At 65.4% G+C, this 13,470-nt stretch carries 13 protein-coding genes; 9 read left to right on the forward strand and 4 right to left on the reverse strand.

Annotated elements, in window-relative coordinates:
• The first annotated feature begins 36 nt into the window (after window positions 1-36).
• Window positions 37-1,101, forward strand: a complete 1,065-nt coding sequence (locus ON44_RS43175) for an LLM class flavin-dependent oxidoreductase (protein WP_051183331.1) — start codon at window positions 37-39, stop codon at window positions 1,099-1,101.
• On the opposite strand, the gene ON44_RS43180 is transcribed toward ON44_RS43175, so the two are convergent.
• Window positions 1,062-2,111 carry a fused (3R)-hydroxyacyl-ACP dehydratase subunits HadA/HadB gene (locus tag ON44_RS43180; protein WP_040700950.1) on the reverse strand — a complete coding sequence of 350 codons (1,050 nt, stop codon included), beginning with the start codon at window positions 2,109-2,111 and terminating at the stop codon, window positions 1,062-1,064. The two genes, ON44_RS43175 and ON44_RS43180, sit on opposite strands and share 40 nt — an antisense overlap.
• A 32-nt stretch (window positions 2,112-2,143) precedes the next feature.
• On the reverse strand, window positions 2,144-2,794 hold the full coding sequence (locus ON44_RS43185) for a YdcF family protein (protein WP_040700951.1): 651 nt from the start codon (window positions 2,792-2,794) through the stop codon (window positions 2,144-2,146).
• 337 nt (window positions 2,795-3,131) lie between these two features.
• Between ON44_RS43185 and ON44_RS43190 the strand changes: the two genes are divergently transcribed.
• Window positions 3,132-4,343 carry an esterase/lipase family protein gene (locus ON44_RS43190; protein WP_051183321.1) on the forward strand — a complete coding sequence of 404 codons (1,212 nt, stop codon included), beginning with the start codon at window positions 3,132-3,134 and terminating at the stop codon, window positions 4,341-4,343.
• Between the two features lie 356 nt (window positions 4,344-4,699).
• Window positions 4,700-5,500: a VOC family protein gene (locus ON44_RS43195; RefSeq protein ID WP_040700954.1), complete on the forward strand. Its 801-nt coding sequence runs from the start codon at window positions 4,700-4,702 to the stop codon at window positions 5,498-5,500.
• Window positions 5,501-5,519: 19 nt separating this feature from the next.
• Here the strand turns inward: ON44_RS43195 and ON44_RS43200 are convergent, their stop codons facing one another.
• Window positions 5,520-6,473 carry an Lrp/AsnC family transcriptional regulator gene (locus tag ON44_RS43200; RefSeq protein WP_040700956.1) on the reverse strand — a complete coding sequence of 318 codons (954 nt, stop codon included), beginning with the start codon at window positions 6,471-6,473 and terminating at the stop codon, window positions 5,520-5,522.
• A gap of 216 nt (window positions 6,474-6,689) precedes the next feature.
• Here ON44_RS43200 and ON44_RS43205 point away from each other — a divergent pair, with 216 nt between their 5' ends.
• From ON44_RS43205 to ON44_RS43230, 6 genes are all read left to right on the forward strand, one after another.
• Complete coding sequence (locus ON44_RS43205; RefSeq protein ID WP_218007772.1) at window positions 6,690-7,439, forward strand: VOC family protein; 750 nt, start codon at window positions 6,690-6,692, stop codon at window positions 7,437-7,439.
• A complete protein-coding gene (locus tag ON44_RS43210; protein WP_040700957.1) occupies window positions 7,436-8,650 on the forward strand; it encodes a carboxylesterase/lipase family protein in 1,215 nt (404 codons plus the stop codon). Before ON44_RS43205 ends, ON44_RS43210 begins: the two co-directional genes overlap by 4 nt.
• A gap of 24 nt (window positions 8,651-8,674) precedes the next feature.
• Window positions 8,675-9,631, forward strand: coding sequence for a hypothetical protein (locus ON44_RS43215; protein ID WP_085998731.1), 957 nt, complete (start codon window positions 8,675-8,677; stop codon window positions 9,629-9,631).
• On the forward strand, window positions 9,628-10,080 hold the full coding sequence (locus ON44_RS43220; protein ID WP_040700959.1) for an ABA4-like family protein: 453 nt from the start codon (window positions 9,628-9,630) through the stop codon (window positions 10,078-10,080). Before ON44_RS43215 ends, ON44_RS43220 begins: the two co-directional genes overlap by 4 nt.
• Window positions 10,081-10,593, forward strand: a complete 513-nt coding sequence (locus tag ON44_RS43225) for a DoxX family protein (RefSeq protein WP_040700961.1) — start codon at window positions 10,081-10,083, stop codon at window positions 10,591-10,593.
• A gap of 362 nt (window positions 10,594-10,955) precedes the next feature.
• On the forward strand, window positions 10,956-11,918 hold the full coding sequence (locus tag ON44_RS43230) for an alpha/beta hydrolase (RefSeq protein WP_051183333.1): 963 nt from the start codon (window positions 10,956-10,958) through the stop codon (window positions 11,916-11,918).
• A gap of 11 nt (window positions 11,919-11,929) precedes the next feature.
• Here ON44_RS43230 and ON44_RS43235 read toward each other — a convergent pair whose 3' ends face one another.
• Window positions 11,930-13,147: a PucR family transcriptional regulator gene (locus tag ON44_RS43235; protein WP_040700963.1), complete on the reverse strand. Its 1,218-nt coding sequence runs from the start codon at window positions 13,145-13,147 to the stop codon at window positions 11,930-11,932.
• Window positions 13,148-13,470 lie beyond the last annotated feature (323 nt).

Raw genomic sequence — 13,470 nt, forward strand, 5'->3', positions numbered from 1 at the left:
GTGGAATGCGGCGGGGCCCGGGGTGTTGACACAGATATGACTTCAGGACTCGACGAGGTGCGGTTTTCGATTCTGGACCGTTCGCGCGTCCGACGCGGACAGAGCCATCCGGAGGCACTGCGAGAGACCGTGGAGTTCGCGCGCCTGGCCGAGGATTGGGGATATCACCGGTTCTGGGTGTCGGAGCACCACAGCGTGCCCGGCGTGGCGGGCTCGGCTCCAACCGTGCTGGCCGCGGCGGCCGCCGCGGCGACTTCGCGGATCCGAATCGGGACCGGCGGGGTGATGCTGCCGAACCATCAACCATTGGTCGTTGCCGAGCAATTCGGTGTCCTGGAATCGCTGTACCCGGGGCGGATCGATATGGGGCTCGGGCGCTCGGTGGGTTTCACCGATGGCGTGCGACGGGCGCTCGGACACGGCAAGAGCGATGCCGACGATTTCGATCAGCAGCTCACCGATGTTCTCGAATACTTCACGCGCGGCAAGTCGGGTGTGCACGCTTGGCCTGCGGAGGGCTTGCGGGTACCCGCATTCCTGCTGGCGACCGGCTCCGGTGCGGAGCGGGCTGCGCGTTTCGGCTTGCCGCTGGTCATCACCTCGATCGGCGGACCGGACCGCATGGTCGAGGCGATCGACCGCTATCGCGTGCAATTCCGTCCGACGCCATGGGGATCCGAACCGTATGTCGTCGTATCCGGTGCGGTGGTGATCGCCGATTCGACCGAGGAAGCGCATCGGCTGTTGCTGCCCGAGGCGTGGTCGAGCGCGTACTCCCGTACGCGCGGTGAGTTTCCAGTGCTGATTCCGCCCGCGGAGATCGAATCCATGACGATGACCGACCGGGAACGCCGGATCTTCGACGAGGCGCTGCGCAACCATATCCACGGCACCGAGGACGAGGTCGCGGAGGCATTGGAAGCCTTGGTCGCACGCACCGGTGCGGACGAAATCCTCGTCCACACAAGCACTTACGACCGCCCCGCGCGGCTGGACTCACATCGCAGACTCGCGCAGCTGCGCTTGTCCACCCCACCGGCTGCCGTCCCCGAGCCGGAACGTCAATCCCGCTTCGGGAATAGGACTTCCGCGGCGGCGTAGCCGAAAAGCCTACGGCCGTGCGACCTTGCGTCCAGCGCGACCGTGGCCATGCGGCGATGCGGATCGAGTGAGGTTATCCGACCGCGGAATTCGATGGCGCTGGCCTGTAGCGGCGAAATATGCAGATAGTGCGTGTAATGCGCGAACTGGGCGCGGAATCGGGTGGCAGCCGCCGGATCACCGAGCCAGCCACCGAGGTATCCGGCGGCCAGGCCGAGTTTGAGCATGCCGGGGGCGACGACGGTCGGCAGACCGGTCGCGTCGGCGGCCTGCTCACTGAACAGCACCGGATTGGTATCACCGGTTACCCCGGCATAGTTGACCAGATCACCGCGCGACAGATGTACGACCCGGGCCGGCAACTCCGTACCGACCGAAAGTGATTCGAAATCGACCGTGGTGCGCGGTGTGCGGGGCGAGATCGGTGCCACGATACCGTCGCCCTCGCCCGGGACAATGACGCCGGTCGTACCCGGTGCATCGGGGGAGTGCATGGCGATCCGGCCGACCCGCTCCGATCCCGGGCCCTCGGGCCCGGTGCGTACCAACAGCGCCGTCGACCCGGTCTGCACCACCGCGCCGTGCTGATCGGTCAATACGCTCTTGACCGCGAGCACGTCGTAATCGGCGAAATTCCGAAATGATTCGAAATAGACATCACAGGTGATCCGGTCGCCGGCGACCAGCGGCCTGCCGATATCGAGCACCTGGTCCGCGTGCAGAATCCGGTGCGAATCGTAGCCGGTGATGAGGGTATCGAGTATTTCGCGGTGGACCCGGAGCAGGATTATCGAGGCGAATGTGGGCGGGGCGATCAAACCGTCGAAGCCGAGTTGCGCGGCCGCCGCCTCATTCCAATGTGCGGGGTGGAAATCCTGTATCGCGCGGGCGAATTCACGGATCTTTTCCCGGCCGACCTCGTAGGTGGTGGCCGATCGATATCGATGGTCGAGCAATGCGCGGGCCCGGTCGGCCGGGTCGGCAGCGGCATCGACGGCGCTGTTGTTCATATTCGCTCCTGTGTTGCGGGATGTGGTGCTGCTCAGGATCTGGGCCCGAACTCCCAAACGAGCGGCGGTACCTTTTCGGGAGTGACCGTGGCGACGACGGCTACTCCCGCATCGCCGAAAAGGGCTGCGGCCCGGTCGATATGGTCGGCGGAGGTCACCACGACGGCGTCGCGCATGCCGATATCGCGCATGATTCGAGCCGAACGTTCGGCATTCTGGGCGGTCGACACCGCCTCGGCCTCGATATGGACGCGCTCGGCCGGAATGCCGTGTCCGATAAGCCAATCCGCCATTGCCTGCGCTTCGGTGACTCCGCTGCGCGGATTGCCGCCGGTCACGATGATCGGGGACAGGGGAGCCAGCAGGGCCTGCACATACCCGGCGTGCAGTCGACTGATCAACTCCGGTCGCATTTCGCCGTCGGGGAGCAGTCCGTACCCGAGCACCACGATCGCGGTCTGCGGTCCGCGGAAGCCGAGCGGCTGTGCCGACGGTGCGGGTTCGGTTGGCGGCCAACCGAACAGCGTCCCCTGTGGCTGCTCGGCCGAGCAGCCCACATCCGCGACCGCGGACGGGCTGTGCAGCAATGCCGCCGCCACCGTCGCGGCGCCGAGCAGGGTCCCCGCGGTCATCCGGGCGATGCCGCGGCCGAAGCGGACGGTGGATTCGATCGGATCGAACATGGCAGCTCCACTCATTAGCCGTCGGGTGGCCGACGACGGCGGGAAAACGTGGAACCATGGTCGTCCCAAATGTTCCGAATTTATCGTGATCCGTTGGTGATCTGGATAACTCACCGAATTGGATCGCGCGAATTGTGGCAGGCACTGCGGCGCCGGAAAACCGTGATTGTGCCGCAACCCCAACGGAGACAAAGCCGTTTGGTGAGGTATCCAGTTACCTTGCCGTCCCATGGGTTTCACCGACACCCGGCTTTAGCGTTGGCGCAGTTTCAGTGCCGTCGACCGACATACCTCGGCGCTGCGACTCGAACGCTGTCGTTCTCCAGGAAGGCATGTCATGAAACGAAGTAGATGCGGTCGGTCGGTCAGCGCCGCGGTGATGATGGGCGTCTCGGTGCTCGCCATGAGTATGACCGGGGTCGCAGCCAATGCGAATCCCGATCCGGCGCCCACGGAGCAGACACTGGCCGACTACATCGCCGCGGGCCGGAAGGCGGCGCCGGTCGCTGCCGATTCCGGCAGTGCGGGCAGTTCGGGTTCGGCCTGCACCTCGGGTAGCGGTGCGGGATCGGGCAATGGCTCCGGTGATTGCTACGGCGGCTCGGGCAGCAGCTCCGGATCATCGGGCGGATATGCCAGTGACACAGTGGGTTACGGCCCGCCGAGCACAGCGTGGCTGGCCGCGTTCGGCTACGGTCTGCTGAATCCCGATGTCGCGCCGCCCGGCACCAACGACTGGAACTGCAAGCCGACCGCCGAACATCCGCGCCCGGTAGTCGCACTGCACGGTACGTGGATGAACGCCTACAACGGATTCGCCTATATGGGCCAGCCGCTTAAGGATGCGGGCTTCTGCGTCTTCACCTTCAACTACGGTCGCTCGAACCTGCTGGAAGGCGGCGGTCTCGGCTCGGTGCTGCCCGGTGTGATGGGCACCGGCTACATCCAGGATTCGGCCAAACAGGTCGCGGCCTTCGTCGATCGAGTACTCGCCGCGACCGGCGCGTCCGAGGTCGATATCGTCGCCCACTCGCAGGGCGGTTCGTTGGCCAACTGGTACACGAAGTTCGAGGGTGGTGCGGCCAAGGTGAAGAATCTGGTCACCTTCGGCGCCACCCACCACGGCACCAGCCTCGACGGGATAGGCGCATTGGGCCGGGCCATCAATAACTTCGGTATCGACATTCTCGGCTTCATCGAGATCTTCGTCGGTCATGCGGGCATCCAGCAGACCATCGGCTCGGATTTCGTGAACCAGCTCAACGCCAACGGCGACACCATCCCCGGCGTCGACTACACCGTGGTCGGAACTCGGTACGACGAGGTCACCAACCCCTACGACCTGACCTTCTTGAAGGCGGGTCCGGGCGTGACCGTTCACAACATCACCCTGCAGGACGGTTGCGAACAGGACCTCTCCGACCACCTGACGATCATGTACTCGCCGCGCGCCCTGTCGATCGCGCTCAATGCGCTCGACCCGGCCGGCCATCCGAATCTGGAATGCGCCTTCAACCCGTGGTTGATCGGCGGTGGCGGCAAGTTGTGACATCCGAGTAGGCGTGCGCCGCAGCCGAACAGGACGAACCCTGACTCCCCGAGCCTGTTCGGCGGGCGCGCCCACCGCCACGCGACCCCGTACCGGTGAAACGGATTCCTACCCCGCCTTCTGTTTTCCGGTCGGTGTAGGCGCGTGGCGGCGTGCCCACCGAGCCGATTCCGCACGATCGGCCCGGTGGGCATTCGGATGTCCGGACCCGGTGGCGGTAAACGTTCGGCAAACTTCAGGACACCCGCCGGAGATGCTGGTTCACTACTAGACGGCAGTGTGATCGGCATCACCTCGGGTGGGATCGGTAGGTCCGCCCGCGACCGCAGGCAACCGACGAGTGAACGGAGATACCGATGCCTGTTCGAAGCACACCTTGGCCCGAGGGCACCCCGTGTTGGGTCGACTGTCAGGTCGACGACGCGGTGAAGGCGAGCGAGTTCTACGCCGATCTGTTCGGCTGGACCATCGAAGGCGGCGGGGACGAGGCCGGCGGATATCTGATGGGGATGAAGGGCGGGCAGGCTGTCGCGGGGATCGGCCCCAAGCCGCAGGCCGGGATGCCCTCGGTATGGACGACCTATCTCGCCGCCGATAACGCCGACGCGATTGCCGAGAAGGTGGGCGCGGCGGGCGGCCAAGTGGTCATGCCGCCCTTCGACGTGCTCGACGCCGGGCGCATGTTCATCGGGGTCGATACCGTCGGCGCGGCATTCGGCATCTGGCAGGCCCGTGCGCACAACGGCGCCGCGGTCCACAACGAGCACGGCGCCTACTGCTGGAACGAACTGCACACCCGGCAGCTCGACACCGCGAAGAAGTTCTACACCGATGTCTTCGGTTTCACCTACACCGACGTCGGCGACGGCAAGAACATGATCTACGCGATGTTCACCCCGCGCGGCGGCGAACAGCCCGCCGGCGGCATGAACGACGACACCGTGATGCCCGGCGACCCTATGCCGAGCTACTGGCTGACCTGGTTCCAGTTCGACGATGTCGACGCCGGGTTGGCGCGGGCTGCCGAGCTCGGCGCGCAGGTACTGATGCCCGCCTCCGACTCGCCTGCCGGCCGGATGGCAATGGTCTCGGCGCCACAGGGCGAGGTGTTCGGAATCATCGACACCAACGTGACGGTAGGCGAGATGCCGCAGTAAACGACCGTTCGTCGAACGACTAACGAAATATTTGGGCGTCGCGCTTGGTGTAGGAGGCGATCGGTGTGGTCTCCATGCGTTCGATGCCGTCCAGTGTGGTGATCCGCTCGGTGAGGTAGGTGTACAGCTCTGCGGAGTTGCGGAATACCGCGATCTCTATCAGATTGTGCTCGCCGGTGGTGGCGCCGATGAATGCTGCCTCGAAGTCGGAAGCCAAGGCTGTCGCCACAGTCTGGAGCTGATGCGGTACTACGCTCATCCAGATCACGCAGGAGACGGTGAAACCGAATGCGGCGGGGTCGATTTCGACGCTGAACCGCAGGATCCCGGCGCGTCGAAGCTCGTCCAGTCGACGCCGGATCGCTGTTTCGGACCAGCCGATGCGGCGGGCGAGATCGGGGTAGGCGGTACGGCCGTCGAGCGAAAGGGCGGCGAGCAGCCGGTGGTCGAGCTCGGTCAGCGATAAAGACTGTGTCGCGGCGGTATCCGGTGGTTGCAGTGCCTCGATTTGCGCGGTGGTCAGCGCGCAGGTGCGGCCGCGCCAGCGGCGGTTCATGAAGTGGTGCAGGAGCCGGTGCGCGGAGATATCGAGGACATCGCCGTGTCGGGCGAGTCCGGCCAGCGGTGCCGGGCCGTCGTCGGGAATGCGGAAGATGCACACGATTTCGGTACCGCTGTCCACCACGGTCACCCAGGCGGTGTCCGGTCGCTGGGCGAGGGCGCGAGCCAGCGTGGTGGCGGCGCTGGCTCGCACCGTGATTCGGACGATCCACTCGGCGGTCGCGATCGGCCCCGGGGCGGCGACGCCGGTGACTCGGACGAGTCCGTTGGTGCGCAGGCGGCCGTACCGACGGGCCACGGTGCGCGAGGAAACCCCCAGTACCTGGGCGATTGTGCTGTATGCGGCGCGGCCGTCGATCTGTAGTGCGTGCAGCAGTTGCAGGTCGAGATCGTCGAGGGTGTCCGAATCCACCCGATCAGGGTAGATAGATGTCCGAAAACGGCGTCGACCGCCCGATAAGCGGTCTTCGACGCTGTGTTTCAGCAGGCTCGTTCACATGAACGACGACATGGGCCGGCGGTACATCGGAGCCATCCACCACACGGGTCTCAAGGGCAGTGATTTCGATGCGATGACGAATAGATTCCGGTCCTTCGGATTCACCTTGACGCCGCGGTCGCGACACTGATGGGCCAGCAGCCGGGTGAACCGGCGATTCTGGGGTGCACCGCCAACGAATGCGCGGTGTTCGGCGGCTCGTACATCGAATTGTTCGGCATCGTCGATGCCGCCGCGCCGGACCCCTGGCACGCGAAGCCGCTGCCGGATGGATTCCGGATTCTCAATCTGGAGACCGACGACGCCGCTGTGCTCAGCGCGCGGCTCATCGAAGCCGGGCTCCCCGCTTCCGGTGTGCTCGAGCTGGAACGTGACGTGGACACCGAGGACGGCGTGCGGACCATGCGCGCCCGCACGGTGCACATCGACCCGCGCAGCACGTCCGAGGGTCTGCTCGGCATCTCCCAGCACCTGACCCGCGAATATGTGCACCAGCCACGGTATCTCGACCATCCGAACGGGGCGCGCGGGATCGCGGCGGTGACGATCGTGGCCGCCGACACCGAGTTCGACGAGATCGTCGACCGCTACCGCCGCATCATCGCGGTCGATCCGACCACCGAGGGTTCGTTGACGGTGTTGGCGCGCAAAGAGGTTCGACTGGAGTTCGTTCGGGCGTCGGACGCCGGCCAGGTGCTGCCCGGCGAGCCGGTGCCTGCGTCGTCGTACTTCGCGGCGATGACCATTCGGGTCGATGATGTCGACCACGCGCGCCGGATTGTGGAAAGCGGTGGCACGCCGACCCGCACGATCGCGGCGGGGTTCTTTGTGTCCGCGCGCGACGCATACGGCGCCGGACTGACATTCGTCGCGCAATGATCGTCGAGACTGCCACGGGCAAGGTCAGGGGGAGTGTCGTCGGTGCGGTAACCGCATTCCGCGGTATCCCTTTCGCGACTGCCGAGCGGTTCGGCGCGCCGCGCGCTCCGGCGCCATGGCCGGGCATCCGCGACAGCGTCGAGATCGGCCCGGCCGCACCGCAGTTGGCGTCACGGCTGGAGCGCGTCATGGGTCGGTTCACGGTTGCCCAGGCGGAGGACTGCCTGTCACTGAACGTTTGGGCACCGGCCGGGGCCGGTCATCCGGTGCTGGTTTTCCTGCACGGCGGCGGATTCACCAGCGGCTCGGGCGGATTGGCCTGGTACGACGGTGCGGAATTGGCCGAGCACGGCGACATCGTGGTCGTGACGATCAACTATCGGCTCGGTGTTCTCGGATATCTCTGCCTGCCCGGGGTGAGCGAAGGCAATCTCGGATTGCTCGACCAACTGGCCGCACTGGAGTGGGTGCGGGACAACATCGCCGCGTTCGGCGGGGATCCGGCGCAGGTCACCGTTGCCGGGCAATCCGGCGGGGCGCTGTCGATTCTCGCGATACTGGCCGCAACCGCCGGACCTTTCCGGCGTGCGATCCTGCAGAGCACACCTGCGGGTATGCCGCCCGCGTCACCCGAGGACGCGGTGGCTGCTGGGCGAATGCTGTTGAGCGAGTTGGGTCTTGCGCCGGACGAGCAGCGTCGATTGTTCGACGTTCCGGTGGCCGAGCTGCTCTCGGCGCAGTATGCGGTCGCGGCGCGGGTCGGTGGTGCGGCTCCGCCGTATCAGCTGGTCGCCGATGGTGTTCTCGTCAGCGACGACTTGGTGCGGTCGGTCTCTGCGGCGGACATCGAGGTCCTGCTGGGAACGACAAAGGACGAGGCGGCGGCGATGGTCGCCGACGCGGCCGACGCCGTGACCCACCAACTGTTCCGTGCTCCCACCTTGCGTTTGGCAGAAATCCTTGCCGCGCAAGGAAATAGCGCATGGCTCTACCGATTCGACTGGCATCCCGCGGCCAGCCCCTTCGGCGCCTGTCACTGCTTGGAACTGCCGTTCCTGCTCGGTAGTGCGGCAGCGTGGGCGCACGCACCGATGCTCATGGGCGAGCGGCCGCAGTCCCTGGTCGAGGACATGCGCGAGCGCTGGATCGGCTTCATCCGCCACGGCGACCCCGGCTGGTCCCGCGCCACCGAACACCACATGAACGCCTGACGAGTTCCTGCCGAAGGACACGATATGACCGCCCTGCAATGGCATCGCCCACTGATGCTGCTCGCCATCGCGATGGCACTGCTTGTTCTCTTCTCGATCGGGGGCCTGATCGTCGACGATCGCGTCCTCACCGGACTGCCGATCTGGGCCAAGGCGGTGAAATTCGCGCTCTCGGTGTTGATCTACGCGGTCACCTGGGCCTGGCTCATCGCCCAGCTCACCCGCTGGCGGCGGATCGCCTGGTGGGCGGGCACGGTGGCGGCCGTCGGCCTCGGTGTGGAACTGGCCGTCATCGTGACCCAAATCGTGCGCGGCACCACCAGCCACTTCAACTTCACGACTCCGCTCAATGCGGCGCTGTGGGACACCATGGGGCTGTCCATAGTCGTGGTCTGGGCCGCGACGCTGGTCGTATCGCTGGTTCTGTTCCGCAACCCGACGCCGGATCCGGCACGCAACGCCGCGATCCGCTACGGCGCCGCACTGTCGCTGATCGGCGCGGCGCTGGGGATGCTCATGGTGGTGCCGACCCCGGCCCAGCGCGAGACCGGCAGCGCCATCCAAGGCGCGCACACCGTCGGCCTGCCCGACGGTGGACCGGGCCTGCCGGTTCTCGGCTGGAGCACAACCGGTGGTGACCTACGTATCCCGCATTTTGTCGGTATGCATGCGGTCCAACTGCTTCCACTGGTGGTCGTCGCCCTGGAATTCGGTGCCCGCCGAATCCCTGCCTTGCGATCGGCCCGATCGAGAGCAGCGCTCGTGACCGTCGCGGCAGCAGCCTTCGGCGGCCTGCTCGCGGTGCTGACGTGGCAGGCGCTGCGCGGACAATCCGTGGTGCATCCGGACGCGCCGACACTGCTGGCACTCGCCGTAATCGCCACTGCTGCAACCGGATCGGCCACGATGATCATTCGGCGCCGACCGCGATCGACGCATCCGTCACCCGATCCGCTGGCCGCGATCGGAGCGACTCGATGACCCGTGCGCTATTCGACCTCACCTTCTGGCCGGCCGTGCCCTTCTGGGCAGTGATGATCCTGGCGCCGCGGTGGCGCCGAACGCCAACCATCGTGGCGTCACCGCTGATCTGCGCGCCGCCGCTGCTGATCTACGCGATGCTGGTGCTACCGGAGTTCGGGCCGTTCCTGTCCGCTCTTGCCAACCCGAATCTGCCTGGGCTGCAAGCAATTCTCGGCGGCAGCACGGGCGCGGCCGCGGCGTGGGCGCACTTCGTCGGATTCGATCTTTTTCTGGGCCGCTGGATCTACTTCGACAGCCGCGAACGCGGCATCCATCCCGTGCCGATCAGCGCACTGCTGCTGTTCACGATCTTGTTCGCGCCGCTCGGTGTACTCGGCTACCTGATCATCCGATTCCACCCGGCATACCGACCGATACCAAACCGACCCACCCATGCGGAGACATAAATGGAAACCCTGATCTTTCTCCTGATCGTGCTGCTCGGGCTGCGCCTGGCAGGGGTACTGGGAGCCACTCGATTCACCGACTGGCCGACGTGCGCGGCGTATGCGCTCGCGGCGATGCTGGTGCTCACCGGCACAACGCATTTCCTTCCCGACAGCCTCGCGAGCGGACCCGCTCCCACCCACAGCGATCTGCTGCCGATGGTGCCGCCATTCGTGCCATTTCCGAGTTTCATGGTGTACCTGACCGGTGTGCTGGAACTGCTCGCCGCGCTCGGTCTCGTCCTCACCAGAACCCGTCGACCCGCCGGTCTCGGTTTGGCCGCTCTGTTCGTCACCCTGCTGCCCGCCAACATCTACGCCGCCGTATCCGACATCCCGTTCAACGGTGCGCCGGCATCCCCGCTGTGGATTCGGATACCTGAACAGGTGCTCTACATCGCGGTGGCGCTGTGGGTGGCAAGGCTGTACGGGCCGAGCCGTGTCGAACGCGTCGACGTGGCAGCGGAGCGCTGACCGGTGTTGTCACACTGAACGTTGGGCCTTTGTCCTGGCCAGGGCACCGGCGGACGCCGAGAACTGTGGCGTGTATCGCGGGTTGTGTCGTATCCCTAGGGGTGTCGGACGCATTCGTGAGGTGTCCAGATCCGGCCGATGTTTGCGGAACATCGTTCTTCTCCGGTTTTAGCGTTGGCGCAGTTTCTGTGCCGTTGACGAGCACAAACGGTGCGAGTCGATGAACGCCAGGATTCTGGAGGATGTGAACAATGAAGCGAAGTCCCACCGGACGGACGGCTGCGTCGGTTGCTGATTCGCGCCGATCGAGGGGTGAAATACGTTGCTACCCTTGGCAGCACGCGCTGGTGGCGCTGGCGGCGATGTTCAACGTCGGTGTGGTTGCGGTGCCTTCGGCCGCGAATGCTGATGCGCCGTCGTCGATCACCGGATCGTGGGCCGAGGATGATCGCACGGTGCAGTTGCGGGTGTATTCCGCTGCTATGCAGCAGGACGTCATGGTGAAGGTGCTGCGTCCGGCTGATCGGGCGACGCCACGGCCCACGTTGTATCTGCTCAATGGTGGTGGGGGTGGGCAGGACAGTGCGACTTGGCAGAAGAACACCGATGTGTTGAGGTTCCTTGCCGATAAAGACGTGAATGTGGTTCAGCCGGTGGGTGGCAAGTGGAGCTACTACACCGACTGGCGTGCGCCGGATCCGAAACTCGGTCTGTACAAATGGAAGACGTTCCTCACCGAGGAGTTGCCGCCGCTGATCGATGCCGAACTCGGTACCACCGGCGTCAACGCCATCGCGGGGCTGTCCACCTCGGGCACATCGGTTTTGCAGTTGCCGATCGCGAAACCCGGTCTGTACCAGGCGGTTGCGGCCTACAGCGGTTGCGCCCAGATCAGCGATCCGATCGGGCAGCAGTTCGTGAAGCTTGCGGTGGAGGGATGGGGCGGGGGCGATACGGTGAATATGTATGGACCGCCGAATGATCCGATGTGGGCGGCCAACGACCCGTACCTGCATGCCGAGCAGTTGCGCGGCATCCACCTGTTCATCTCGACGGGGACGGGTGTTCCTGGCATGTATGACCGCTACAATGGCAGTCATATGCAGCCCGGGCCGCGCGGGTTCTTCAACCAGCTGGTGATCGGCGGTGTCATCGAATCCGCGGTGAACTGGTGCACCCAGAACCTGCGCACCGAACTGGATCAGCTGGGCATCCCCGCCACCTACGACTTCCAGCCCACCGGGACGCACTCGTGGGGCTATTGGCAAGAGGCGCTGAAGACTTCGTGGCCTGTGCTGGCCGAGGGGCTCGGCCTTCCCTCCTGATTGCGTCGGTGTCAGGTGCGGTACGTGCGCGCGACCAAGGCGGAGCGCAGATACCAGAGCCCCGACGGCTGTGACGGATCGAAGCCGGTGAGTTGTCCGATGCGCTTGAGTCGGTAGTCGACGGTATTGGTGTGCACGTGCAGCACCCGGGCGGTGCGCTGGCGGTTGAGGTTATTGCCGATGTGGCGCTGCAGGGTCTCCAGCAGTTCGGGGTGCTCGTCCAGCGAATCCAGCAGCGAACCGAGGTATTCGCGGCCCGGGCCCGGCCGGGTGAGCTGGTATTCGAGGGCGAGTTCGTCGAAGCGGTACAGCCCGGCCACCGCCTGCAGCCGCTGCACCATGTCGAGGAGTTCGTGCGCCTGGTCGGCGGCGTTCGGAATCTGTTCCGGCGTGGCCACCACCATGGTCGCCGTAATGCCGACCTGCGCGGCGTGCGAGAGCCTGGCCACTACGGCGTCGAACTCGTCGTTGTCGAATTGGGCCGAGGGGATCAGCACGGTGCCGCCGTCCACACTCAACAGCGACAGCGCGCTCGCACCGCATTGCGTGGCGAGTTCGGCCTGCAGCCGACGCAACTTGCGCCGGGCTACCACTTGGGCGTCGAGCATCGGGTTGTGCTCGTCGCGATGGGGTGGAATGGCAACGGCGAGAACGTCGTACGACTCCGCGATGGCGATGCCGCATTCGCGGGCCATGGTCGAGGTGCTGTGCCCGCCGAGCAGCGCGGAAGTGAGGGTATGCACGGCGGTGTGGTGCTCGCTTACGACGGCGCGCAGCTCGCGGATGTAGGCCACCGAGATCGCCGAGGTGAGCTTGTCGAGCAGTTCGACGACCATCTTGGCGCCGTCGACGAGATTGTCGTAGTCCTTGATCGTCGCACTGGAAACCACCAGTTCGAGGCCCATCTGGAAGCCCTCGTGGATGGAATGCAGGATGGTGTCGATCGGCACGCCCTCGCGGGCCCAGCCCGCGGCGTGGTCCTCGAGCCGCTGCACCTTCTCCGGGATGTCCTTGCCGTCGAGCATGCTGACCGCGATCTCGAGGCAGACGCGGGTGCTGGCGGTGAAGTCGCCGGTGATGGCTTCCCCCGGCATCGTCGCGCACGGGATGACGTTGTCCACGAAGTGGCCGACCATCTGCCGGGACAGCGCGCGGACGTCCTTGAGCGGGGACGACATCGGCTTGCCGGAAAGGGTCAGGGTCGGCCTGGTCGAGTGGTCGACGGACATTGGCGACTCCTTTTTGGCCACGGGTGTAGCTGTGTGGAGCATTTACAGTAACCGCGCGAGGTGACGTGTGGACCGGTTCGCTTGGTTCTGTGAGAGTGCGCTATCCGGGTGGTCGGGCGCTTGTGACCGGTCACAGTGCTTCAGAGGGGCTACCGGCGGGTAATGAGAGCCGTCACATCCGCCGCTGGGACCAGAAGTTAGCCGAGAGTTCGGACACTGCGCGTGTCCGGCCGCATGACGTAAAAACGCCGTTACGCGACTTTGCATTCGACTCGGAATGTGTTACCGGTCAGTGCAAAACAAAAGTACCGATAGGTCGGTTC

It is taken from the genome of Nocardia vinacea NBRC 16497 (genome assembly GCF_000308835.1).
GTDB lineage: Bacteria > Actinomycetota > Actinomycetes > Mycobacteriales > Mycobacteriaceae > Nocardia > Nocardia vinacea.